This window comes from Umezawaea sp., assembly GCF_036375055.1.
GTDB lineage: Bacteria > Actinomycetota > Actinomycetes > Mycobacteriales > Pseudonocardiaceae > Umezawaea.
The window spans coordinates 19,751-43,672 of sequence record NZ_DASUSQ010000142.1 but is presented as its reverse complement, the minus strand read 5'-3'; the positions used below and the strand labels follow the sequence as shown (position 1 = coordinate 43,672).

23 protein-coding genes are annotated in these 23,922 nt (G+C 72.7%); 17 read left to right on the top strand and 6 right to left on the bottom strand.

Annotation, left to right across the window (positions count from 1 at the left end; all coding sequences use genetic code 11):
* Positions 1 to 65 precede the first annotated feature (65 nt).
* Positions 66 to 1,127 carry a YbhN family protein gene (locus VFZ92_RS34845; protein ID WP_330880943.1) on the top strand — a complete coding sequence of 354 codons (1,062 nt, stop codon included), beginning with the start codon at positions 66 to 68 and terminating at the stop codon, positions 1,125 to 1,127.
* Positions 1,128 to 1,301: 174 nt separating this feature from the next.
* On the opposite strand, the gene VFZ92_RS34840 is transcribed toward VFZ92_RS34845, so the two are convergent.
* Together VFZ92_RS34840 and VFZ92_RS34835 are read right to left on the bottom strand one after the other, a co-directional pair.
* The gene (locus tag VFZ92_RS34840; protein WP_330880941.1) at positions 1,302 to 2,387 is read right to left on the bottom strand and encodes a M20 family metallopeptidase; all 1,086 of its coding nucleotides are present in this window, start codon (positions 2,385 to 2,387) and stop codon (positions 1,302 to 1,304) included.
* A complete protein-coding gene (locus VFZ92_RS34835; RefSeq protein WP_330880939.1) occupies positions 2,365 to 2,994 on the bottom strand; it encodes a TetR/AcrR family transcriptional regulator in 630 nt (209 codons plus the stop codon). The genes VFZ92_RS34840 and VFZ92_RS34835 overlap by 23 nt, the downstream gene beginning before the upstream one ends.
* Before the next feature lie 88 nt (positions 2,995 to 3,082).
* Between VFZ92_RS34835 and VFZ92_RS34830 the strand changes: the two genes are divergently transcribed.
* The 5 genes from VFZ92_RS34830 (at position 3,083) to VFZ92_RS34810 (ending at position 14,066) form a co-directional block, all read left to right on the top strand.
* Complete coding sequence (locus VFZ92_RS34830) at positions 3,083 to 4,816, top strand: ABC transporter ATP-binding protein (RefSeq protein ID WP_330880983.1); 1,734 nt, start codon at positions 3,083 to 3,085, stop codon at positions 4,814 to 4,816.
* Entirely contained in the window at positions 4,813 to 6,672 is a 1,860-nt protein-coding gene (locus VFZ92_RS34825) for an ABC transporter ATP-binding protein (protein ID WP_330880937.1), read from the top strand. The genes VFZ92_RS34830 and VFZ92_RS34825 overlap by 4 nt, the downstream gene beginning before the upstream one ends.
* Before the next feature lie 683 nt (positions 6,673 to 7,355).
* Positions 7,356 to 10,586 carry a hypothetical protein gene (locus VFZ92_RS34820; protein ID WP_330880935.1) on the top strand — a complete coding sequence of 1,077 codons (3,231 nt, stop codon included), beginning with the start codon at positions 7,356 to 7,358 and terminating at the stop codon, positions 10,584 to 10,586.
* Positions 10,586 to 13,180, top strand: a complete 2,595-nt coding sequence (locus VFZ92_RS34815; protein ID WP_330880933.1) for a CHAT domain-containing protein — start codon at positions 10,586 to 10,588, stop codon at positions 13,178 to 13,180. Before VFZ92_RS34820 ends, VFZ92_RS34815 begins: the two co-directional genes overlap by 1 nt.
* 10 nt (positions 13,181 to 13,190) lie before the next feature.
* Positions 13,191 to 14,066, top strand: a complete 876-nt coding sequence (locus tag VFZ92_RS34810) for a toll/interleukin-1 receptor domain-containing protein (RefSeq protein WP_330880931.1) — start codon at positions 13,191 to 13,193, stop codon at positions 14,064 to 14,066.
* Here VFZ92_RS34810 and VFZ92_RS34805 read toward each other — a convergent pair.
* The 3 genes from VFZ92_RS34805 to VFZ92_RS34795 are packed head-to-tail and all read right to left on the bottom strand — an operon-like array spanning position 14,038 to position 15,624.
* On the bottom strand, positions 14,038 to 14,301 hold the full coding sequence (locus tag VFZ92_RS34805; protein WP_330880929.1) for a DUF6510 family protein: 264 nt from the start codon (positions 14,299 to 14,301) through the stop codon (positions 14,038 to 14,040). The genes VFZ92_RS34810 and VFZ92_RS34805 overlap by 29 nt on opposite strands.
* Position 14,302: 1 nt before the next feature.
* Positions 14,303 to 15,022, bottom strand: a complete 720-nt coding sequence (locus VFZ92_RS34800) for a ferredoxin reductase (protein ID WP_330880927.1) — start codon at positions 15,020 to 15,022, stop codon at positions 14,303 to 14,305.
* A gap of 2 nt (positions 15,023 to 15,024) precedes the next feature.
* Positions 15,025 to 15,624 (bottom strand): sulfite oxidase-like oxidoreductase, encoded by a 600-nt coding sequence (locus VFZ92_RS34795; protein ID WP_330880925.1) that lies wholly within the window; start codon positions 15,622 to 15,624, stop codon positions 15,025 to 15,027.
* 92 nt (positions 15,625 to 15,716) lie between these two features.
* Here VFZ92_RS34795 and VFZ92_RS34790 point away from each other — a divergent pair, with 92 nt between their 5' ends.
* Positions 15,717 to 16,238, top strand: a complete 522-nt coding sequence (locus VFZ92_RS34790) for a CGNR zinc finger domain-containing protein (protein WP_330880923.1) — start codon at positions 15,717 to 15,719, stop codon at positions 16,236 to 16,238.
* On the top strand, positions 16,235 to 16,870 hold the full coding sequence (locus tag VFZ92_RS34785; protein WP_330880921.1) for a GNAT family N-acetyltransferase: 636 nt from the start codon (positions 16,235 to 16,237) through the stop codon (positions 16,868 to 16,870). Before VFZ92_RS34790 ends, VFZ92_RS34785 begins: the two co-directional genes overlap by 4 nt.
* Here VFZ92_RS34785 and VFZ92_RS34780 read toward each other — a convergent pair.
* Complete coding sequence (locus tag VFZ92_RS34780) at positions 16,818 to 17,234, bottom strand: STAS domain-containing protein (protein WP_330880919.1); 417 nt, start codon at positions 17,232 to 17,234, stop codon at positions 16,818 to 16,820. The genes VFZ92_RS34785 and VFZ92_RS34780 overlap by 53 nt on opposite strands.
* 178 nt (positions 17,235 to 17,412) lie before the next feature.
* On the opposite strand from VFZ92_RS34780, the gene VFZ92_RS34775 reads away from it, so the two are divergent.
* The 9 genes from VFZ92_RS34775 to VFZ92_RS34735 all read left to right on the top strand — a co-directional run bounded on the left by VFZ92_RS34775 (position 17,413) and on the right by VFZ92_RS34735 (position 23,877).
* Entirely contained in the window at positions 17,413 to 17,817 is a 405-nt protein-coding gene (locus tag VFZ92_RS34775) for an ATP-binding protein (RefSeq protein ID WP_330880917.1), read from the top strand.
* 130 nt (positions 17,818 to 17,947) lie between these two features.
* Complete coding sequence (locus VFZ92_RS34770; protein ID WP_330880915.1) at positions 17,948 to 18,409, top strand: Asp23/Gls24 family envelope stress response protein; 462 nt, start codon at positions 17,948 to 17,950, stop codon at positions 18,407 to 18,409.
* Positions 18,410 to 18,455: 46 nt separating this feature from the next.
* Positions 18,456 to 18,632, top strand: a complete 177-nt coding sequence (locus VFZ92_RS34765) for a hypothetical protein (protein WP_330880913.1) — start codon at positions 18,456 to 18,458, stop codon at positions 18,630 to 18,632.
* A gap of 2 nt (positions 18,633 to 18,634) precedes the next feature.
* Positions 18,635 to 19,006: an Asp23/Gls24 family envelope stress response protein gene (locus VFZ92_RS34760; RefSeq protein ID WP_330880911.1), complete on the top strand. Its 372-nt coding sequence runs from the start codon at positions 18,635 to 18,637 to the stop codon at positions 19,004 to 19,006.
* Complete coding sequence (locus tag VFZ92_RS34755) at positions 19,003 to 19,539, top strand: DUF6286 domain-containing protein (RefSeq protein ID WP_330880909.1); 537 nt, start codon at positions 19,003 to 19,005, stop codon at positions 19,537 to 19,539. The genes VFZ92_RS34760 and VFZ92_RS34755 overlap by 4 nt, the downstream gene beginning before the upstream one ends.
* Positions 19,536 to 20,102 carry an alkaline shock response membrane anchor protein AmaP gene (locus VFZ92_RS34750; RefSeq protein WP_330880907.1) on the top strand — a complete coding sequence of 189 codons (567 nt, stop codon included), beginning with the start codon at positions 19,536 to 19,538 and terminating at the stop codon, positions 20,100 to 20,102. The genes VFZ92_RS34755 and VFZ92_RS34750 overlap by 4 nt, the downstream gene beginning before the upstream one ends.
* A 40-nt stretch (positions 20,103 to 20,142) precedes the next feature.
* Positions 20,143 to 20,514: an STAS domain-containing protein gene (locus tag VFZ92_RS34745; protein WP_330880905.1), complete on the top strand. Its 372-nt coding sequence runs from the start codon at positions 20,143 to 20,145 to the stop codon at positions 20,512 to 20,514.
* 1,289 nt (positions 20,515 to 21,803) lie between these two features.
* Positions 21,804 to 22,010 carry an MbtH family protein gene (locus VFZ92_RS34740; RefSeq protein WP_330880903.1) on the top strand — a complete coding sequence of 69 codons (207 nt, stop codon included), beginning with the start codon at positions 21,804 to 21,806 and terminating at the stop codon, positions 22,008 to 22,010.
* A 541-nt stretch (positions 22,011 to 22,551) separates the two neighbouring features.
* Positions 22,552 to 23,877, top strand: coding sequence for a serine hydrolase domain-containing protein (locus VFZ92_RS34735; protein ID WP_330880901.1), 1,326 nt, complete (start codon positions 22,552 to 22,554; stop codon positions 23,875 to 23,877).
* Positions 23,878 to 23,922: the final 45 nt, after the last annotated feature.

Here is a 23,922-nt window from a genome sequence, read left to right as displayed (position 1 = left end):
GCGGTGGAAGATAGCGTCGTGAGAACGCACAGGAACGGCGCACGTCCGACCGGGACGATTCCGGCATGACGGACGTGGTGCAGCGGGGCAGGGGCAGGACCGGGCGTTTTCGACTGGTGGCCGCGGCGCTCGTGATCGGACTGCTGGTGGTGGAAGCCGTCGTGTTCGCGCCGACGATCGAGTCCGCGGTGGCGTCGCTCGCCGCCGTCGACGTGGCGTGGCTCACCGCGGCCGTCCTCGCGACGGCCGTGTCGATGGTCATGTTCGCCCTCACCCGGCGCAGGCTCCTCATGGCCGCGGGCGTCCACGCGTCGGTCGGCAGCTCGGTCGCCGCCGCACTCGTGGCGAACTCGCTGCACGCCACCCTGCCCGGCGGGGCAGCGTTCTCCACCGCCTACACGTTCCGCTGGATGCGCGGCGAGGGCGCGGGCAACGCCGTGGCGACCTGGTGCCTCGTCGCGGGTGGACTCGTGTCGACCGCGTCGCTGGGCCTCGTCGGACTGACCGCCACGCTGTCGGTGGGCGGCAGTCCGAGTTGGACGAAGGTGGTGCTGAGCGCCGCCGGGCTGGTGGTGGTGACCGCCGTCGCCCGCGAACTCGTGCGCCACCCCCAGCCGCTCGTCACCGCCGCGCGCCGGGTGCTGCACGGGGTGAACCGGCTGCGACGCCGTCCCGCGGACACCGGCACCGCCGGGCTGGACGAGATGGTGGCGCAGCTCGGCACCGTGCGTCCCCGCGGCCGTGACTGGAGCGCCGCCACCGGGCTCGCGCTGCTCAACTGGGCGTTCGACGCGGCGTGCCTCGCCGCGTGCGCCGCGGCCCTCGGCGTGCACGGCCTGTCGCTCCCGCTGCTGCTCCTCGTGTACACGGCGGGCATGACCACCTCGGGTCTCTCGCCGCTGCCCGGTGGGCTGGGTGTGGTCGACGCCGCGCTCGTGCTCACGCTCGTCGCCGGTGGGATCCCGGCCGCGAAGGCGCTGCCGGTCGTCGTCCTGTACCGGCTGCTCAGCCTGGTCGGGGTCGTCGCGGCGGGGTGGCTGGTGTGCGCGACCCAGCAGTTCAGCCCCGCACGCGGCAGGCAGGCGCTGGAAGACAGGACAGGTATCGCCCGAATCCCGTCCGCGTGACGCGTCCTCGTCGGAGCCGGGCTCACCGACGATCGTCACCGGCTCCACCCCGCCGTACCTGCCGGAGGCCGTGCGGCGGCCTGGGCGAGTGGGAGCGGTGCGCGGTCGACACCGGCGGGCGGACCGCGGAGGGGACGACCGAGGACGTGCGGATGTGGTCGGCCGCGCACGCGCTCACCTGAGCGACGCGAGGAACCCCAGCAGCGCGCGGCGGTAGGGCTCCACCGTCGTCAGGTCCGCGTACTCGTCCGGCCCGTGCTGGCCGTCGCCGCCGACGCCGAAGATCACCGCGTCGACACCCCGCTGGGAGTAGAAGCGGGAGTCCGCCGCGCCGTGCTTGCGCAGCAGGTCGCCGGAGTACCCCTGGTCCCGTGCGGCTCGTTGGAGCGCGGGCACGTCCGGGTTCTCGGGGTCCGCGCGGTGCGGTGGCTCGACGTGGTCGACGGTCGCGGTGACGCCCGGTGGGCACAGCGCCGCGAGGTGGGCGGCGACCTCGTCAGGGGTGCGGCCGGTGAAGTCGCCGTCCTCCGGTGGGAAGCGGACGTCGAGCCACGCGGTCGCGTCGGCCGGGACCTGGTTCGTCGCCTGGTTGGTGGTGGCGATCCTGGCGACGGTCACGGTGGTGCGCCACGCCTCCTCCGTCGCGACGGGGTAGGCGGCGAGGACGGCCTCGACGGCGCGCCCCAGGCTGACGAGTGCGTTGTCACCGAGCCACTGGTAGGCGCTGTGCGCGGCCCGGCCGGTGGCGTGCAGGCGGACGCCCGCGATGCCCTTGGACTCCGCGACGACCCGCAGCCCGCTGTGTTCGCCGATCACCACGAAGGACGCGGTGACGCCCTGCTCCAGCTGGTGCAGGGTGCCGTCCCGGCCGCCCACCTCCTCGTCGGTCACGAGTTGCAGGCCGATCGGGAACGGCGCGGTCGCGGCCGTGTCGCGGAACACCTGCGCCTGGACGAGGGCGGAGAGCTTCATGTCCTGGGCGCCTCGGGCGATCAGGCGGTCGCCGTCGCGGCGCGGCACGAACTGCTCGTCCGCGCCGGGCACGACGTCCAGGTGGCCGTTGAGGACCACGCGGAAGTGCGGGCGGGACGGGCCCGCGTAGACCAGCGCACCGGGTTTGCCGTTCGACTCGAACCGCTCGACGGTGAAACCGGGGCCGACGACGTCCAGCACCAGGTCCAGCGCGCGGAGCAGGTCGTGGGGGCGGTCCGCCGTGGACCGCACGGCGAGCAGTTCTTCAGCCAGCGGGAGGAAGTCCATGCCCCTCATCGTCGCGGGTGAGCGCGAGTCCGCGCAGCAGCGGCAGGTAGACGTCGTCGACCAGTTCCACGATCGCGTCGTTCGTCATCGGGCCGCCGCTCAGCACGGCGTCGTTGCGCACCAGGTCGAACGGCAGACGCCCGGCGCGCGGCGACAGGGTGGTGGGCGGGATCTCGCCGCGTTCGGCGGCCCGGTCCACGATCGTCCGCACGACGTCGGCGACCGGCGCGCTGAGCAGCCGGTCGCGCAGCAGGTCGGCGACCTCCGGGTGGCGGAAGGCCTCGCTCATGACGCCCACGATCATCTCGTTCATCATCGCGTCGGCGCGGCGGGCGATCCTGGTGAACAGCACGAGGAGGTCGGTGCGGAGCGCGCCGGTGTCGGGCGGGAGGTGCTCCGCGGGCGCCTGGTTCCCCCACGCGGCGAACACGAGTTCGGCACGGTTGGACCAGCGGCGGTAGATCACCGGTTTGCTGGTCCTGGCGCGCGCGGCCACCGAGTCGATGGTGAACCGGGCGTACCCGACGTCCCTCAGCTCAGCCCAGGCGGCGTCGAGGATCGCCTGTTCGAGAGCGGTTCCCCGGCGGCGCGTCCTCGTCTCCGGCACGCTTCCCCTTAAACACTTTGCGTATCTTGTCGGCGTAGCCTACGTTACGCACCATTAGATACGGCAAGTTTCTTCCGTGGGGGCTTCGTTGCTGTACCGCCTGATGCTGACCTACCTGCGCCCGTACCGGCGCGAACTCTGGATCGTGCTGGTCCTCCAGCTCATCGGCACGATCGCGTCCCTGTACCTGCCCAGCCTCAACGCCGACATCATCGACTTCGGTGTCGCGAAGGGGGACGGCGGCTACATCGTGTCCACCGGGGGGTGGATGCTCGCGGTCACCCTCCTCCAGATCGCCTGCTCCGGCGCGGCCGTGTACTACGCGTCCCGCAGCGCCATGGGGTTCGGCAGGGACGTCCGAGCGGCGATCTTCCACCGCGTCGGCGAGTTCTCCGCCCGCGAGGTCGCCGGGTTCGGTCCGCCGTCGCTGATCACCCGCACCACGAACGACGTGCAGCAGGTGCAGCTCCTGGTGGTGCTGATGTGCACGATGCTCGTCACCGCGCCGATCATGTGCGTCGCGGGCATCGTCATGGCGCTCAACGAGGACGTCGGCCTGTCGTGGCTGCTGCTGGTGTGCGTTCCCGCGCTGCTGCTGGCCATCGGCGCGATCGTCCGGAACATGGTCCCGCAGTTCCGGGTGATGCAGACCCGGATCGACCGGGTGAACCGCGTGCTGCGGGAGCAGCTCTCGGGCATCCGGGTCGTGCGCGCGTTCGTGCGCGAGCCCGCTGAGTCCCGCCGGTTCGGCGAGGCCAACGCCGCGCTCACCGACACCGCGCTGCGCGTCGGCAGGCTCCAGGCGCTGATCTTCCCGACGGTGATCCTGATCCTCAACGCGTCCAGCGTCGCCGTCCTGTGGTTCGGCGCGCACCAGGTCGACGCGGGGGAGATGCGGATCGGCTCCATGACCGCGTTCCTCAACTACCTCATGCAGATCCTGATGTCGGTGATGATGGCGACGTTCATCTCGACCCTCATCCCGAGGGCGTCGGTGTGCGCCGAGCGGATCAACGAGGTGCTCGACACCGAATCGTCCGTGACCCCGCCGGAGACCCCCGTGCGCGAGCTGCCGACGCGGGCCTCGGTGGAGTTCCGCGGCGCCGGGTTCCGCTACCCCGGCGCGGCGGAACCCGTGCTGCGGGACATCTCCTTCCGCGTCGAGGCGGGTCGCACCACGGCGATCGTCGGCAGCACCGGCACCGGCAAGACCACGCTGGTGTCCCTGATCCCGCGGCTGATCGACGTGACCGACGGCAGCGTGCTGGTCGACGGCGTCGACGTCCGCGAACTCGACCCGGACGTGCTGTGGGACCGGATCGGACTGGTGCCGCAGCGGCCCTACCTGTTCACCGGCACCGTGGCGAGCAACCTGCGCTACGGCAGACCCGACGCCACGGACGACGAGCTGTGGGAGGCGCTGGAGGTCGCGCAGGCCCGCGACTTCGTCGAGGCCATGCCCGAGGGGCTCGCCGCGCCCATCGCGCAGGGCGGCACCAACGTGTCCGGCGGCCAGCGGCAGCGGCTGTGCATCGCCCGCGCGCTCGTCCGCCGCCCGGAGGTCTACCTGTTCGACGACTCGTTCTCCGCGCTCGACCTCGCGACGGACGCCCGGCTGCGCGCGGCGCTGCGCCCGCACGTCGAGCGGTCCGCCGTGCTCGTCGTCGCCCAGCGGATCACCACCGTCCTGGACGCCGACGAGATCATCGTGCTGGACGGCGGTTCCGTCGTCGGCGCGGGCACCCACCACGAACTGCTCGACTCCTGCCAGACCTACCGGGAGATCGTCCAGTCCCAGCTCACCCCGGAGCAGGCCGCATGACCGCCACCACCACGAGTCCACGCCCCCAGCCGTCGCCGATGGGCCGCGGCATGCCCGGCATGGGCATGCCCGTCGGCAAGGCCAAGTCCTTCGGGCCGTCCGCCAAGCGGCTGGCCGCCCGGATGCACCCCGAACGCGTCACGTTCGCGGCCGTCGTCCTGCTCGGCGTCATCAGCGTCGCGTTCGCCGTGGCCGGGCCGAAGATCCTCGGGCACGCGACCGACATCATCTTCGACGGCGTGATGGGCCGGACGCGCGGAACGCCCGGCGCGGGCATCGACTTCGGCGCGCTCGGCACCGTGCTGGTGTGGGTGATGGTCCTGTACCTCGCGTCCTCGCTGTTCTCGTGGGCGCAGGGCGGGCTGCTCAACGGCGTCGTGCAGCGCGTCGTCCACACGCTGCGCGAGGAGGTCGAGGCGAAGCTGCACCGGCTCCCGCTGCGCTACTTCGACGGCCAGCCCCGCGGCGAGCTGCTGTCCAGGGCCACCAACGACATCGACAACGTCGCGTCGACCGTGCAGCAGACCCTGAGCCAGCTCCTCACGTCGCTGCTGACCGTCATCGGCGTGGTCGCGATGATGTTCTCGATCTCCCCGCTGCTCGCGCTCATCGCCCTGGCGGTCGTCCCGGTGTCGGTGTTCGTCACCGGCGCCATCGGGAAGCGGTCGCAGAAGCTGTTCATGCAGCAGTGGAAGCACACCGGTGTGCTCAACGCGCACATCGAGGAGTCGTTCACCGGCCACCAGGTGGTGAAGGTGTTCGGGCGGCAGAAGGAGTCCGAGGCGGAGTTCCAGCGCCGCAACGACGACCTGTACGAGGCGGCGCTCGGCGCGCAGTTCATCTCCGGGCTGATCATGCCCGCGATGATGTTCCTGTCGAACCTCAGCTACGTCGTCGTCGCCGTGGTCGGCGGCCTGCGCATCACGTCGGGCACGATGAGCCTCGGCGAGGTGCAGGCGTTCCTCCAGTACTCGCGCCAGTTCACCCAACCGCTGACCCAGGTCGCGTCGATGGCGAACCTGATGCAGTCGGGTGTGGCCTCGGCCGAGCGGGTCTTCGAGCTGCTGGACGCGGAGGAGCAGTCACCGGACCCGGCCGACGCGTCGCTGCCCGCCGAGCGGCGCGGCCGGGTGGAGTTCCACGACGTCAGCTTCTCCTACCGGCCGGAGCAGCCGCTGATCGAGCACCTGTCGTTGGTGGCCGAGCCCGGCCAGACCGTGGCCATCGTCGGGCCGACCGGGGCGGGGAAGACCACGCTGGTGAACCTGGTCATGCGGTTCTACGAGCTGGACGCCGGGCGGATCACGCTGGACGGCGTGGACATCACCCGGCTGCGGCGCGAGGACCTGCGGTCGCAGATCGGGATGGTGCTCCAGGACACGTGGCTGTTCGGGGGGACCATCCGCGACAACATCGCCTACGGGAAGCCGGGCGCGTCCGACGACGAGATCGTGGCCGCGGCGCGGGCGACGTTCGTGGACCGGTTCGTGCGGACGCTGCCCGACGGCTACGACACGGTGATCGACGAGGAGGGCACCAACGTCAGCGCGGGTGAGAAGCAGCTGCTGACGATCGCGCGGGCGTTCCTCGCGAGCCCGTCCCTGCTGATCCTGGACGAGGCGACCAGCTCGGTCGACACGCGCACGGAGTCGTTGGTGCAGCACGCGATGGCCGCACTGCGTTCGTCGCGCACGAGCTTCGTGATCGCGCACCGCCTGTCGACGATCCGCGACGCCGACCTGATCCTGGTGATGGAGTCGGGTCGGATCGTGGAACAGGGGACGCACGAACAACTGCTGGCGGCGGAGGGGGCGTACGCACGGCTGTACTCGGCCCAGTTCGCGGCGACGTCCTGATCGGGTGGGGGCGGCGTGGGTCCGGTCCGCGCCACCCCCACCCGAACGCCTGATCCGGGGCGGTCCGGCCGACCGCGGTGACCGGTCCAGCCTTCAGAGTCGATCTGCCGCGTGCTGGGGCTCACGTCCAGCACGTGCCCATGCCCCGTCGTTCCTTGGCGCAGGCCTGGCGCGATGCAGCGCTCGTCACCGGTATCCGTGCTGTCCGCGAGGCTCGCAGCGGTGACGCGATCCCTCACGCCGATCGCGGGTCGCACTGGCACCTCGGGAACGTTCCGGGTCACGCTGACCGGGTTGGACGTGCGCCCTACGGGGCGTGTTCGCTCATCTCGGCTACTCCGACCACTACCGTCTACATTGGACACTACTCGTGCGAAGTCCTCGTCGGCTGTCGTGAAGGTCTCGCCCTCATGAAATCCAGTGTCCGCGCTCACCGCGTCGTCCGACCTCACCAGCCGCGCCCGCTACGACTGGAAACGCTGGGAGGGAACCCACATCGTCACCCGACCGCGCTCTCAGCACCACCATCGCTCGACGACCGTACAAGAGTCCGGCTGGGGCCCAGATGACAGCTTCAGGACACAAAGTTGACAGCCGTTTTTCGGTCCGCTGTGCGGTTCCCCTTCGTGGTTATGCTCCCGGCCGTTCGGTAGCAGTCGCCCGGAACGTCGGAGGAATCGCACATGCGTGCTCGGTCCGCACTCGCGGTGGTGCTCGGCGGTGTCCTGCTGGCACTGGCCGGCTGCGACGATGACGTCCCCTTGAGCACCGATCCCACGGCCGCGGATGTCGACTTCGTCGTCTCCTACACCGGGGCGGCTGGGCGGCTGGCGGGGTTGGACGCGGTCGAGAACCGTGCGCAGGTGCTCGACTGGGCGCGGATCGGGTTGGCGGCTGATCTTGGGCTTGACACCGCGCGGGTGAGGGACGCGTTGTACGACGTCGTTCCCGTGCGGGACGGAGGGTTCGCGGATCTGTCCCGTCAGGCCACCGGGGCTGGTCGGGCGCTGTTCGACGGGAAGGTGTTGCACCTGCTCGTGGCGACGGACGATCCGCGTCGGTCGCGTACCGTGGGGCAGTTGCTCGACCAGTACCGCACCGATTCCGGTGGTGATCCGGAGCAGGTTCGGGTGCACGGTCTCACCGTCCACCCGGACGCCGCAACGGTCGACGTCAGGACCGAGGAGCCGACGTCGGCCGGCGAGGCGCGGGCGGCCAACGGCTACGTGACGGCTCGGGTCGACCAGGTGAGTGGGCTGGCGGACTTCCTGGCGCGGACCCGATCCTTGTCCACGGTGGAGGTTCGAGGGGCGGAGGTGTGGGCGAGCGGGTGGAACTGGTCTGACTCGGGTGCCGCGCTGGACGCGGCGGACGTGTCCGTGCTCCAACGGGGGTACCGGTCCACGGAGCGGAGGACTCCGGCGTTCTCGCTCGACCCGCAGCGGGGGAAGACCGCGGCGGACCTGGTCGCCGCGCTGCCGGGGCTGAGTGCCGAAACCGCCGAGCGGGTGTTGTCGGGCAACTGGGCCGGTACGGCCTTCGGGTCGTCGGCTGAGGTGGTCGACGCCGTCGCCGACGTCCTGCACGGTTCGGCGTCGGCCGACTCCCTCGGGCGGAGTGGGTTGCCGACCAGCCGTGAATCGCTCTGGGGGCTGTGGTCCGCGTTGGACGGTGGCCCGGTGTACAGCGAGGCCCGCTACGACGGGGGCCTCGCGGGCACGGCGGTCGGGATGACGTTGTTCTACACCGACTACGTGGCCAAGAACTGGGTCAACGGGACGGGTGACGGGGTGCCCGCCGGGGTGGTCGAGGGGTTCGTGCCCGACCCGGACGCGGTGACGCCGTGGAGCCAGTGCGAGACCGGGCTGTCGGGTGAGAGCGGGCGGCTGTGGTTCGGGCAGAACGAGTCCGCGTTCGCCCACGACTCCTCGAAGATCAGTATCGGGGCGCAGTCGACGCGGCTGTTCTCGCGGTCGGACGGCGCCGCCGGGGACGAGGTCGAGCCCAGTTTCGCCGCGGGCAGGGGGTTGAGGTGGTGGGACCAGCACTACCAGGCGGTCGCCGACCACGAGCCGCAGTACCAGCGGCTCGACCAGATCATGCGGTGGAGCGGTGCGCTGGAGTGGTTGGCCGCCACGACGTCCGCGACGCTACCGCAGCTGCCCGACTCGGAGATCCCGAGCACGTCGACGTTCGCCGACTGGTACGCGAAGAGCGGCGACCTGCGGGAACGGGCACCGGTCCGGTTTGTGGCGCCACCGTCGGCCACGCGGGAAGCCGTGATCGTCGCCCCCTCCAAGAGCTACGAGAGCTGCGGCTACCGGGTGATCTCGGGCGGTGTGTCGCTCGGCGACCTCATCGCCCGCACGGGAACGCGGGACTACCGGCCGACCCTGCCCGCGCCGGTGAGCCGGGCCGGGTTGTTCGACGCGGGGTCGACGTTCGACCCGGTGAGCGGCACCGGTTCGATCAAGCAGGTGTCCGTCGACGGCGCGGGCACCGCCTCGGCGGCCCACGAGCACGCGTTCCGGGTGGTCGACGGCAAGGCGGTCGTGGACGTCACCGCGCCGGGGCGGAAGGTCGTGCAGTTCGGTGACCTGAAGCTGATGGTGCCCGAGACCGCGCAGCGCAGGCTGTCCACCGCGATCGACGCCCACGACGGCCGGGTGTCGCAGCGGGTCGACTACGAGGGGCGTGAGTTCGGGGAGCTGACGGCCGAGCGCGACGCATCCCTGGTCACCATCACGTGGCGGCGCGGTGTCGTGGACCGGGTCCGCGGCGTGCTCGACGCGGTGCAGCGGACCTTCGCCGCCGCGCCCGAGGGCGTGCCGTCCGCGAAGGACGGTGTGCTCTACGCGTTCCGCGACCCCGCGGGCCGCGTGCTGAACCGCGTCGGCGGTGCGGGCGACCCGTGGCTGTCGATCAGCGGTGATCTTCCCCCGGCCGGTGACGCGCCCGTTTTCCGCCTGGGTGCGCCGAATCCCGACGGGGGCGGGCCGCGCTTCCAGTACGGCGAGATGGTCGCGGCCCCCACCGTTCCGGAGGGACGGTGGCTCGACGTCGCACCCGCCACCGCCGACGGCCCGGCCGCCGCGACCTTCGCGGACGGACCGCCCGCCGACGCGAAGACCGTGCGGGTGACCGTGCGCGACGGCAGGTCGGCGGAGGCGCGCCTGGTGGGCGATCACGCGCGGGTGGATCCGAACGACCCGATCCTGGGCGTGGCCGGGTCGGCCGAGGGGGCGGCGGTGCTGCGGGACCTGTCCCGGATCGTCGGCGCGGGCGGGGACGCCGCGCCCGCCGGGGACGGGCTGTGGCGTGCGGTGCGGCTGGGTGAGGACGGTGCCGCGCTCGTCGACGGCACCGAGGTCCGGATCGTGTCGGGCGACGACCCGTGGGGTGCGAGGGTGCTGCGCGCGGTGGGCACCGATCCCGAGCGGACCGTCCTGGTGCGGGTGCGCGACGACCACGCCGTCGTCGTGGACCGGAGCGATCTGACGGAGGTGCCCGGCAGCGGTCCGGAGCTGATGGACCTCGGCCAGGCCCTCCAGACGCCCGACGCCGATCTCTACCTGCACGAGAGCTTCCGCGCCTCGCTGTCCGTCGAGGACGGCAGGGTGGTCGCGAACTCCCTGCCGCGGCAGGAGAGGGTGACCGTCCGGAAGGCCACCGTCGCCGAGCGGACGAGCGTCCCGAACGCGGACGTCCGCGCGGGTGGCGGGGCCGGGCGGGGCGCCGAGTGGCTGCGGATCGACCTCCCACCGCGCACCGGGGCCGTCAACACCACCCCGAGCCCGGCCCCGACCACGACGCCGCCCGCGCGACCCGGCGGGACCACGGCCGCCGCGGGCGGTGGGCTGGTCCTGCTGATCTGCCCGGCGGACGGTGACGCCCTTCTCGGGTGCGGGGACTGATGCCCGACCGGTTCGACCTCGACCCCGGAAGCCTGGTCGGACGTGCCGTGGCCGCGGCCCGTGAGGCGGTCGACCGGGCCGATCCGCCCGCCGTGGACCGGGCCTACCGCGAAGCCGTGGCGCTCGCGCCCGAGGACGGGACGCGGGACGCGCTCGCGGTCGACCACGCGGCGGCGCTGCTGGAGCTGGGAGCGGCGTCGGCGGCGTTGGCGCGGTGCGACGAGTACCTGCGCGAGGCAGGGGGAGCGCACCCCGGACTCCTCCTGCTGCGTGCCGAGATCCGCGGTTCCGTCGGCGACCACGGGGGAGCGGCGGCCGACGCCGTGGCGCTGCGCGGGCTGGGCGGCCCGTCGTCCGACGGCGACCGGGCGCGGGTGCTGCGGGTGGAGGCGCTGGCCGCCGCCGACCGGGGCGAGTTCGACCTGGCGGACCGCGCGTGGGAGCGGGCCGGGGCGGCGTTCCGGGCGGTGGGCGACGACGCGGGCGTCGCGATCGTCGACCGGGACCGGCTCGCCGCGGCCGTCCGGCTGGGGGACGCGGGAGCGGTGTCCGCGGTGGTGTCGGCCGCGGCTCCGCGCACGGTCGCCGACCACCTCCTCCTCGCCGCCGCCCTCCGGCGCGACCTGCGCTACGAGGAGGCGCTCCACGTGGTGGTGAGCTGCGTCGCCGACACCGTCGTGGACCCGGCCCTGCGACTGCCCCTGCTGAGGGAGATCGTGGTGCTGCTCTGGGCGACCAGGCAGGAGGCGGCGGTGGCGCGGCTGGAACCGCTGCTGCGCGAGGCCGTCGCGGACTCGCCCGATCCCGTTGCCGCGGGGGAGGACCTGGACGGCCTGTTCCCGGACACGCCACCGGGCGGCTCGGGTTCCACGCGGTTCGGCAGGCGGATCGAGGAGGCGCGTCGGCTGCTGGTCGCGGCCCGCCTCGACGAGGCGGAGGCCCTGCTGGTCGAACTCCGCGACCTCGCCCGCGCCGAGCGCGACGTCGCCGGGTGGCACCTGGTCGCCGGTGAGGTGGAGCTGGCCCGGCACCGGCACGGCGGCGACGACGCGTCCCTGCGCCAGGCCGTCCTCCACCTCGACACCGCCGCCGAGCGGGCGGGCACCACGGCGCTGGCGGAGATCAGGGTGGTGGCGCTCAGGCTGAGCGGGCGCGCGTCGTTCGCGCTCGGTGACGAGGACCGGGCCGGTGACCGCTGGATCGAGGCCCACGCCGTCGAGGAGCGGGTGGCCGAGCGCCAGGTCACCGACCAGGTCCGGGTCGGGATGCTGCTCTCCGCGCCGGACGAGCACGACGAGCGGGTCAGGGCCGCCGCCGAGGCCGTCGACCGGCACGGCGCCGCGGCCTCGGCGGCGGTCGTCGTCGCCATGGAGACCGCGCGCGGCGCGACGATCCTCGGGAGCGTCCTGCCGGAGGCCGAGGGGTTCGCCAGGACCCCACCCCGGCTGCGCGACCTGCACGGGGCCTGGCGGTGGCTGGGTGAGCAGACCCGCGACCTGCCCCGGTCCCAGGTCGTCTGGATGGTGCACGCGACACCGCACCGCGTGCACCACGCCGTGATCGGCCGCGGGGCGCTGCACCACCTCTCGGTGGCCCTGGACCGGACCGCGCTGTGGCGGGCCGTCGACGAGCTGATGGCCTGCTGGACCGAGGGACTGCTGGACGAGGCCATCGCCTCCGGCGACTTCGACGGGTCGCTGGCCAGGATCGCCGACCACCTCGACGTCGGCGCGGTCCTCGACCTCCTCCCGCGCGGTGTGCGCCGGATCGCCCTGGTCGCGGGCGGTGTGCTGGCCGGGGTGCCGTTCGCCGCCATGACCGTGCCGGGCACCGCGGAGCTGGTCTGCCACCGGTACGCGCTGTCCGACCTGCCGTGCCTGTCGGCGCGCCGACCGCTGCGCCTGCGCTCGGCGGCACGGCGGGGTGACCGGGCGCTCCTGGTGAGCCCACCCGGTACCGACCTCGCCCGCGCGGCCGACCTGCCCGGCCGCGTCGTCCTGGAGAGCGAGCGGGTCACGCCCGACGAGGTGCGGGCGGCGCTGGAGAGCCGGTCGCACCACCAGGTCCGGATCGACACCCACGGCTGCTACGACCACGCCGACCCGACCGGGTCCTGGCTGCGGCTCGGACCGGAGGGAGCCGAGGGCCGGGTGCGGCCGGACCAGCTCCAGTGGATGGACCTGCGCGGCTGCGGGACGTTCGTCCTCGGCGCCTGCGAGACCGGGATGGCCCTGCCGCGCGGTCGGGACGAGCGCGTCGGGTTCGTGCGGGCCGCGATCCACGCGGGCGCCGCCTCGGTGGTCGCGGCCACCTGGATCGCGGACGCCCCCGTGGCCGCGGCGGTGCTGGACCGGTTCGACCGCTACCTCCGGTACCTGCCGCGCGACGTCGCGCTCCAGCGCGCCCAGCTCGACGTGGCGCGCGGAGCGTGGGACCCGCCCGCCGACCTGGAGCACCCCCACCACCCGGCGCGCTGGGCGTGCTGGGTCGTGTGCGGGGCGTCCGACCGGCAGACCGGGGCCGGACCGGTCCGGCGCCTGCTGCGACGTGAACTCGACCGACGGAGGCACCGTGCCGCTGACCGCTCACCCTGACCGTCCGAGGGTGTTCCTGTCCTTCGCCGGGGACGACCGGCCGAAGGCCGTGCTGCTGGCCGAGGAGCTGCGGGCCAGGGGCGTCGACAGCTTCGTCGACTCCCTCAGCGTCGGGCTCGGCGAGGACTTCGTGCTCGCGGTCAACCGGGCGCTGGACGAGTCCGACTACTACGTGCTGCTGTGGTCGCGGCACTGCGACGACCGGCCGTTCGTCGACGCGGAGTGGACCGCCGCCCTCTGCCGCGACCTCGCGGGCAGGCGGGCGTTCCTGTTCGTCGTCCGGCTGGACGACCGGGTCCCGCCGACGCTGCTCTCGACCCGCAGGTACCTGGACGCCTACGACGACTGGGCGATGGTCGCGGACGAGCTCACCGCGACGTGGCGGGCGGACTCGTCGGTCGGCGCGGCCGTGCTCCCGGCTCCCGTCCCGCCCCCGGTGGCCGGTCGGGGACCGTCGATCTCCCTGCGCGTCCGCAACCGCGCGCTGTCCGTGGCGCACGTGCTCGACGTGCCTGCCGCGTCGACCGGCGGTGAACTGCACGACCTGGTGCGCGCGGCCCTCGCGCTGCCCGACGAGGAGACCAGGTTCGGCGGTGCGGTGGGCCTGAAGTTCTTCTACCAGCTCAAGAACGGTGACGACCCCATCGCCGACGGGCCGCTGGCCCTGGTCGGCGTCACCGAGGGCGCGACGATCGACATCGAGGTGCGGATGGAGTCCTTCGGCCCGGACGGGTCGTTCGCCAGGTCGACGTTCCGCCGCGACGGGGCCACCGCCGGGGTCAACCCGGCGATGGTGCGCACCCTCGTCCGCTCGGCGCTGGGCCACCTGGTACCGAGCAGGCCGCGGTCTCGTCGGCTCACTCCGCCAACGGGATCCGCAGGCTGACCGTGCCGCGCAGGTCCAGCCACGCCGAGTCGGGGGTGCGGACCACGCGCAGCACGACGTCCTCGCAGCCGGGGCAGCGCGCGACGAGGCCCGGAGCGCTCGCGTAGACGTGCAGGGTGGCGACGGTGCCGCCGAGTCCGCAGCCCGCGCAGCGGGCGGTGGCCGCGGTGATGTCCACGGCGAACAGCTCGCGCAGGGGCCCCGCCAGTGCGTTGCCGTCGAGGTGGGTGGTCATGTCAGCCTCCGCTGGGGCCGAAGCGCTCGGTTTTGATCTTGCGTGGGTCGTGGCCCGCGGCCAGCAGGATGTCGGCCGCGACCTCCACGAAACCCGTGGGGCCGCAGACGAAGCAGTCCGGGGCGAGGTCGGCGGGCCGGCCCGCGGTGGCGAGGTCGGCCACGGCGAGGCGCGCGGGTGGGCGGGGCCAGTCCGGTGGCGCGGTGCGGGTGTAGAGGTAGGTGACGTCCAGGCCCGCCGCGGGACGGCGCAGCTCCTCGACGTAGTACCGGTCCTCCGGGGTGCGCACCGAGTAGACCAGGCGGAACGGCACGGGGGTCGTCCGCGCGCGGACCATCGCCATCAGCGGCACGATGCCGGAGCCGCCCGCCACCAGCAGGACCGGCGCCGTGCTCGCGGGGCGCCACACGAACCAGCCGCCCACCGGGCCGCGCAGCTCCAGTTCGTCGCCGACCTCCAGCACCTGCGTGAGGTAGGGCGAGACCTCGCCGTCGTCCACCCGCTGCACGGTCAGCTCGACGCGCGCACCGTCGGCGGGCGTGGCGATCGAGTAGCTGCGCTGGGTGCTGTAGCCGTCCTCGGCGGTGAGGCGCACGTCCACGTGCTGGCCCGGCAGGTGGCCCGGCCACGCGGGCACGTCCAGCACGAGGGTGCGGGCGGCGGCGGTCTCGTCCCGCACGTCGACGACCTTCGCGACGTGCCGGTCCAGCCTGCGCACCACGGCTAGTCGCCCTGGTAGCGCTGCTCGCGCCACGGGTCGCCGTAGTCGTGGTAGCCGATGGTCTCCCAGAAGCCGGGCTCGTCCTCCAGCAGCAGCTTGATGCCGCGCACCCACTTCGCGGACTTCCACAGGTACAGGTGCGGCACGAGCAGCCGGGCCGGGCCGCCGTGCTCCGGGGTGAGGTCCTCGCCGTCGTAGCGGTGGACGATCCAGGCCTGGCCGTCGAGCAGGTCCTCCAGCGGCAGGTTCGTGGTGTAGCCGCCGTAGGAGTGCGCCAGCGCGTGGTCCGCCGCCGTCTCGACGTCCTCCAGCAGCACGTCCAGCGACACGCCCTGCCACGTGGTGCCGAGCTTCGACCACTTGGTGACGCAGTGCAGGTCGACCCTGGGCTTCTCGTGCGGCAGCTCCAGCAGGTCCTGCCAGCTCCACGTGTGCTCCTCACCGACCTCTGTGGTGACGGTGAACTCCCACCGGTCGGTGGGGACCCGCGGGGTGGGCCCCGCCGACAGCACCGGGAAGTCCTCGGTGAGGTACTGGCCCGGCGGCAGCACCACGTCCTCGTCGCGCGCCCTGCCCCGGAAGCCGCGGGAAACGATCGCCACGTGCCCTCCTCTCGTCCGTCGGACAGTGTCCACCCCGGTGCGCCGGAAAACTCGGTGGCTGATGGTTGGACTGTCCACCTACCGTCAGCGTCGTGGACTTCCCGATCCTCGGAACCGAGCCGCACGCGGTGGAGCTGGCCAACACGCTCCACGGCGGCGAGGACCACCTGCGCACCCGGCAGCGGGTGGACGGGTGGTTCGCCCGCGTCGGCCTGCCCGCCGTGGACGCGGGGTCGGCGCGGGTGCTGCGCGACGCCGTGCACCGGTTGTTCACCGCGGCCGTGGCCGGTGTCTCGCCGGACCGGGCCGACGTCGAGGTCGTCAACGGCTTCAGCACGCCGACGCGGCTGGAGCTGGCCTGGTCCGCCAGCGGGCCCGTGGCGCGGCACCGGGACACCGCGACCGGCGGCGCGGCCGTGCTCGGTCGCATCGCCGCCCGCGCGATCGAGCTGCTGGCCGGCCCCGACGCGCTCCGGCGCTGCACGGCACCCGGCTGCTCGCTGTTCTTCGTCCGGAACCACCCGCGCAGGCGGTGGTGCCACCCGTCGTGCGGTCACCGCGACCGCCAAGCCCGCTACCACCGCCGTCGACGGCGTCCGGAGGTGTCCCGGTGATCACGTGGCGCAGGCTGACCGAGGCGGACTTCCCGCTGCTGCGGAGCTGGCTGCTCCAGCCGCACGTGGCGCGCTGGTGGAACCACGAGACGTCGCCGGAGGCCGTGGAACGCGATTTCGGGCCCGTGGCCAGGGACGAGGAGCCGTCGGAGGACCTGCTGGTGTTCGCCGACGGCACGCCCGTCGGCCTCGTGCAGCGCTGCCGGTACGGCGACTACCCCGAGTACCTGGCGGAACTGGCGCCGATCCTGGTCGTGGACCCGGAGACCGTGAGCCTCGACTACCTCGTCGGCGACCCCGACCGGTGCGGGCGGGGACTGGGGTCGCGGATCATCGCCGCCGTCGTCGCGGCCACGTGGACCGACTACCCGGCCGCGCCCGCGGTGGTGGTGCCGGTGGCCGCGGCGAACCGGGCGTCCTGGCGAGCGCTGGAGAAGGCGGGGCTGAGCCGCGTCGCCGAGGGCGAACTGGAGCCGGACAACCCCGTCGACGACCGCGACCACGTGGTCTACCGGGTCGAGCGCGGCACCAGCGGACCGGCAGGGCCGCGGTGCCCCGGCGTCCGCCCGAGCGTCGAGGCTAGTGCGCCGACGCCGCCCCCAGCGCTTCCTCGACCGTCGGGTGCAGGGTGAAGAGCTGGTCGAGCTGGGCCGAGGCGATCGAGCGCAGCACGGCCCGCGAGGACACGACCAGGAGCATCGGGGTGCCGTTCGCCTCGCCGAGCTGGTGGTGCGCGACGAGCACGGACAGGCCCACCGAGGCGAGGAAGTCGACCTCGCTGAAGTCGACCACGACGGCGGGGCGCGACCTGTCCTGAGCGGCCGAGGCGGCCGCGAACGCGGCGGCCATGTGCTCGCCGAACGCCGGGGCCGTGTTCATGTCGATCTCGCCCGCCACGCGCAGCACCAGCGCGGACGCGAGGTCCTCGGTCGCTACCCGCAGGGGGGTGCTCCGCTCGTCGCCGGAACGCGCGTCCTGCGCGGAGTTGCGTGGCATCGTGCACCTCGTCTCGTGGTGGACCAAGTCTAGGGGGCGATCCACGATGTCGGCGTGGCAGTGCACGGCCGTGCCGCTCTACAGTCTGACGTGTGATGGGCCGTCCGCCGGGGTAGCCCCCACCAGTCGAACGCCGCCGTCCTCGAACCGACCGCGGCAGCACCAGCCGAGGAGTCAGGTGAGCACGCCGACCACCCGCCCGCAGCACGAGTTCCGTCTCGACGACCACGAGACGCCGCCGTTGTCGCAGGTGCGCGCGTGGATCAGGGCGGTGCTTGCCGACCTCGACCCCGATCTGGTCGCCGACACCGAGCTGATCGCCACCGAGCTCGCGGCGAACGCCTTCGAGCACGCGAAGGCCCCCCGGCTGATCCGCCTCGACCACCGCGGCGCGGTCGGGATCGTGCGGGTCGAGGTCGACGACGCCGCGCCGGACGTGCTGCCCAAGCCGGGGACCTCGACGCTGGGGGAGTTCCGGGGGCGCGGGCTCGTGCTGATCAAGTCCATGGGCGCCACCTGGGGTGTCGACCGGTACGGCGACCGCAAGACGGTGTGGGCGGAGATCCCCGAACCCCCAGCGTGAGCGCTTGGTCCGATCGGGGGAGACGGGCGACACACACGATCGGGTCGTGACGATCCTCGCGATGGCCGTGTCCTAGTGATGTGGAAACGACGAACTTCCACTCCACCAGGCGCGGACCAGAGGAGAAGCCATGACGAACACGATTCCCGGCACCCGCCCCGCGGGCAGCGAGGTCGCGAGGTCCAACGGCGAGGTGCGGGGGTCCTCGCTCGGGTCGACCAGCATCGCCGACGTGGTGGTGCAGAAGATCGCGGGCCTGGCCACGCGGGAGATCTCCGGGGTGCACGCGCTCGGCGGCGGGGCGGCGCGGGCGTTCAGCGCGATCCGCGAGCGCATCCCCGGCGCGTCGTCCAGCGCGGGCCAGGGCGTGTCGGTCGAGGTCGGCGAGAAGCAGGCGGCCGTCGACGTCCAGATCCTCGTGGAGTACGGCGTGCCCATCGCCGAGCTGGCGAGCGCCGTGCGCCGCAACGTGATCACCTCCGTCGAGCGCATGACGGGCTTGGAGGTCGTCGAGGTGAACATCACCGTGACCGACGTGCACATCCCCAGCGAGGACGAGGGCGCCGCTCCCGAGACCGGTCGCGTGCTGTGAGCGGTGGCGTCCGCCCGTGTCCGCTCGGCTCAGTGAGGAGGAACCCGTGACCCCCACCCAGGTCGGTCTGCTGACCGGCGTCGTCCTCGGCACGGCGGCGGCCTTCGGCGGGTTCGGCGCCTTCCTGGTCGTGCTGCTGTTCGGGGCGGTCGGGCTGGTCGTCGGCCGCGTGCTCGAAGGCAAGCTCGACCTGTCGCAGCTCACCGGTCGCGACAGGGGCTGACGATGACCGCAACGCTGGTGGACCCGGACGCCGGTCCGGGCAGTCTCACGATCTCCGACCGGACGGTGGAGCGGATCGCCGCCGCGGCGATCGGCGAGGTCGACGGCGTCGGCGGATCGGCCGCGCGGGTGCTTGGCGTCGCGGTGGGCCGGGACGAGGCAGTCCAGGTCACGGCGGTGGTCGGAGCCCGCACGACCTCGTTGGCCGTTCGGCTGTCGGTGGCCTACCCGGCCCCGGTCGCCCGCACCACCGGGGCGGCGCGGGCCCACGTGGTCCGGCGCGTCCAGGAGCTGACCGGGCTCGCCGTGACGCGGGTCGACATCACCGTCACCGCCTTGCACGGCAACACCCCGCACACCAGGAGGGTCCAGTGAAACGTCGTCCCCGCCGCGGCGCACCCGCCGTCCTCACCGCCATCGCGCTGCTCGCGGCGTGCGTGCTCGTCGCCACGGCCGCCGTCCAGGCGATCCTCGGGGAACCGGCGTTGATCGACTACCGCGCCGCGGCCGACTCCCTGCGCGCCACGCGCTGGAACGACGTCGGGCCGCTGGTCGTGGGCTGCGCGGCCGTGGTGCTCGGTCTCGTCCTGCTGCTGGCCGCGGTCCTGCCCGGCAAACCCACCGTCCTGCCGTTGCGGGACGGGGAGACGGCGTTCGAGTCCGGCGCGTCCCGGCGCAGCTACCGCAGCACGCTGCGGGCCGCCGCGTCCGCTGTGGACGGTGTCAGCGGAGCCGCGTTGTCGGTCGGGCGCCGCAGGGTGTCCACCGTCGTGCGGACCGAGCGGACCACCACCGACGGGCTCGCCGACGCCGTGCGCGCCTCCCTCGACCACCGGCTCGACCAGATCGCCCCCGAGGACCGTCCCGAACTGAAGATCAAGATCAAGGCCGCCAGGAGCGAGTCGTGACCAACCTCAACCGCCCCGCCCGCCTCAACCGCGTCCTGCTCGGGGTCATCGGGGCGGTGCTGCTCGCGGCGGGCGCCGTCACCCTCGCGACGCACTTCGGGCTGCTGCCGGCGGTCGCGTCGGACGCGCCGCTGGTGCCGGAACTGGCCGATCCACCCACCTGGGCGTTCTACGCGGCGGCCGGGGTGGCCGTGGTGATCGGGTTGCTGTGCCTGCGCTGGCTCCTCGCGCAGCTCGCCCGCGCCCCGAAGACCCACACCTGGCGCTTCGAGCAGGACCCCGACCTCGGCCGCACGGAACTCGCCGCGAGCACCGCCGTCGCCCCGTTCGTCGAGGAGGTCACCGCTTATCCGGGTGTGCACGCCGTGCGCGCGACCCTGGCTGGCCACCGTGACGCGCCCGCGCTGGCCATGGTCGTCAGCGCCGAGCAGGACGGCGACCTCACCGAGATCCGCCGCCGGATCGACGCGGTCGGCCTCCCGCGCCTGCGCCAGGCGCTCGACCTGGACGAGGTGCCGGTGACCATCGAGTTCAGGTTCTCCAGCACGACCGGTGTCCGCTGACCGCGGTCGCGGCGTTCCGCCAGCAGGGAGTTGGTTCGAGATGTCGGAAGCGTCGGCCGCCACGATCACGATCGGGGCCCGGCGGGGAGTGGTGGTGCTGAGGTGTTCCGGTGAGGTCGACATGACGTCGGCGGTCGCGCTGCGGGACGCGATCGACAAGGCGTTCACCGACGACCCGCCCGCGCTGGTGATCGACCTCGTCGACGTGGTGTTCTTCAGCTCGCCCGGGATCTCCGCGCTCATCGCGGCCCAGGGGCGGGCGGACGCCGCGGGCGTGGCGCTCGCCGTGGCCGCCGCGAGCCGGTCGGTGCTGCGCCCGCTGGAGGTGACGACCGTCGACCTGATCCTCACCCTGCGCCCGTCGGTGGACGAGGCGCTGGCCGCGCTGGTGTCAGTTCGGGGCGGGTGGTGAGGTTGAAGTGAGGATGTTTCGGGGTATGTCGTGGTGACCGGCTGACCTGGTCAGCCGGTAGGGCCGGAACAGGGCCCGCTCCGACCCGTCCTCGCGTTGAGCAGCCAGCGCCGGTGACGGACTCGGGGAGAGGGACGTGGTGCGAGCCCACCCGGACAACCGCTGGCTCGGTCGGGCTCGCACCACTGCCTGGTCCGCCCGTGGTCGTCGGGGGTTGAGCGGCCGGAAGTGCTTCGGACACCGGTGGGGTGCGCCCGGTGCGGGAGTGGGATGACGGGCGGGGGACCGGGAGCGCCCGGTGTGGACCGGGGGGTGACCAGTGGGGGCCGGGGTGACCGGGGGTGACCGGTGTGGACCGGGGTGACCGGTGATGGACCACCGGTGGTCGGTGGTGGACCACGGCTGGTCGGTGGTGGACCACAGGTAGTCGGTGGGGGACAGGGCTGTGGTCAGGTCTGTTGGTGCGTCCTGGTGGTGGGTGCTGACGATTGCGTCGTAGTGGGTCACGCTGCTGCCATGCCGCCTGCCAGCGGTTGGTAGTCGGGTCTTGCCGGGGGTTGGCCCAGACGATCCGGTGCGTGACACGTGAGATGCTCGCCATCCTGTCGCCGGGGTGGCGGGATCGCCGGTTCCCCAGCGTGCGAGGTGATTACCACCACCGCTTCCCGCGCGGGTGCGGCGCGGTGGCGTTCGCAGCACGAACCGGCGCACCAGGTCCGCCAGAGCGGCCAACTCGGCGGGTGTGAGGTCGGTGAGGTCCTTGCGCCCCGGCAGGCCTCGCGGGGTGGAGCGCTGCGTCGGGGTCCGCGCCGTCCCTCACCCGCGCCCGCCGGCTGTCGCGCGGACCGAGGGTGCCCGCTCGGTGTCCTCCGGCTCGCGGCTCGTGCTCCGACGACTCCCGAACGGCGTTCGACCCAGGCCGCGTGGACGGCACCGCCCGCGAACCCATCTGTTCAGTGAACGCTTCACGGAGTCGTCGGCTCCGGGTGAACGCGTGTTTGATTTCTGTTAAACAGCGGCGGCGACGGAGAATATAGGTGAGACGTGCTCAATTGGGACGCGCGTGGTGCCCTTCTCGTCCGGTGGCTAAACATCTGAATTTTTGATCTCGAATAGTGGTGTTCGCGCGGTCGAATCCTCCTTTCGGCGGTGTCGTCGGCACTGTGGACACGGCACGGTGTGCTGATCTGTGGTCCGCGACCGGTTCGGTCGCGGGGATTCCACTCGGCCACCGGAAACCGGTGGGTCCGCTTCCACATCCGAGGCAGGACGAGAAGAAGGAGAACGCCGTGGACGACAACGCCACCTTCCAGGTGCTGGTCAACGACGAGGAGCAGCACTCGCTGTGGCCAGTGGGGAAAGAACTCCCCGAGGGCTGGAGCAGAGTCGGCAAGGAGGGGACCAGGCAGGAGTGCATGGACCACGTGGACGCGGTCTGGACGGACATGCGGCCCCGCAGCCTCCGCGAGCGGATGGCGGTGGACTCGCAGGCCTGACCACCTCCTGAGCGCCGGGTCGCGGGCCCGCTCGCCCTGTCGGGGCGGGGTGGGAGCGCACACCGCCGTCGTGTCGCCGACCCCGGTCGCACCTCGACCGGGGTCCGTCTTCGTTCGGCGACCGGTGGGGTGTGCCCGTTCGCCTCAAAGCGGTTGAAACATGGCATTCGAGTGAATCGAGCAGGGCTGTGACAGGCCTTCCGTGCGATTCCACCCTGTTCCGGTCGAGGTCGATATCGGCTTCCGGGAGATGCGTAACCTCGGCGGTCGTGGCTCGTTGGGCCAAACGTAAAGGACTACCGGTCGTTTCATTGTCGGGTGGAATTTCGGCGGTGTCGAAGTTCTAGGCATGGAAGAACGAAAAAGTGGGTACATGGTGGCGTCGGGCCCTTCGCGGCTCGGCTCCAGGCGGCTCGGCGGACGTGATAATGGCGTTCGGTCGAGTCGTCGTCGCTACAGGTCCGGTGGGCACGCGTCTTTGTCGTGGCTGGAAACAGTTCGTCGGGAAATGCGCGCCGCTCGTCGGCGAGGGAGGATAATAGTGGAACACTTATACGAGGCTCTGGAGAGATCGGCCCGCCGCAACGACGTCCCCGGAGCGCAGCTGGTCGTGTGGCACGGCGGTGAGGCCCACGAGTTCGAGTTCGGCGAGGAACGGCACGGCACGGGTCGCGCGGTGCGGCGCGACAGCAAGGTGCCCATCGGTTCGATCACCAAGACCTTCACCGCGACCCTGCTGATGGTGCTGGTGTCCGACGGCGACGTCGACCTGGACGAGCCGGTCGCGGAGTACCTGCCGGAGGTCCGGCAGGCGGGCGGCCCGGCCGCCGAGCTGCTCACCGCCCGCCACCTGCTCAGCCACACCGGGGGACTGCACTCCGAGGTCGCGTCCGCCCCCGACGGGCGCTCGCCCCTGGCGGCCTCCCTCCTGGACCTCCTCCAGCTCCCCGGCGCGGGATTCTCCTACTCCAACACCGGTTACGCGCTCATCGGTAGCCTGGTCGAGGTCGTGACCGGCATGACGTGGGCCGAGGCGGTCCGGACGATCCTGCTCAAGCCTCTCGACATCACCTGCGGGTTCACCGCGGACCACACCTCCGCGCACACCGAGCCGCCGACGGCGAGCGGCCACACCGTCAACCACGCCCTGCGCCTGGTCCGCCCGGTCGAGCAGGAGCTGCTGTCGGTCGAGGCCCCCGCCGGTGGACTCGCCGCGAGCGCCGCGGACCTGGTCGAGCTCGCGAGGATGCACCTGCGCCCCGAGCACGGCGGCCTCGACCACGACCTCGTCACCGCCGAGCACCTCGCCGAGATGCGCCGCCCCCTCCCCGCCGCCGAACCGTTCGGCCTGGCCGACGGCTGGGCCCTCGGCCTCGCGGTGTTCCGCAACGGCGGCACCTGCTGGCTCGGCCACGACGGCACGGCCGACGGCACCTCGTGCCACCTGCGCTTCGACCCGGAGTCGGGCACGGTCGTAGCCCTGACCGCCAACTCCGTCACGGGTTCCGCCCTGTGGCGGGAACTGCTCCCCGACCTGCGTTCCGCGGGCATCGACGTCGACGAGCGCGTCGCGACGGTCGACGAGACCCCCCGCAGGCCCATCCCGCGCGACTGCACCGGCACCTACGTCAACGGCGACACCGCCTACGCGGTGGTCGAACGAGGTGACGAGCTGCACCTGGTCGTCGACGACGAACCCGCGGCGCGACTCGCCGTCCACGAGGGGTTCGTCTTCTCGGTGACGGACCTGGCCAACGGCGCGACCGGCCACCCCGGTCGCTTCCTGCGCGACCCCCGCAGCGGTCGGATCGACCGCATCCAGATCGGCGGTCGGGTCGCGGGCCGACTGCTGCGCGACGTGGCCTGACCCGCGCGCCCGCTCACCTCAAGCCCAGAACCCCCTCGTTCCCGT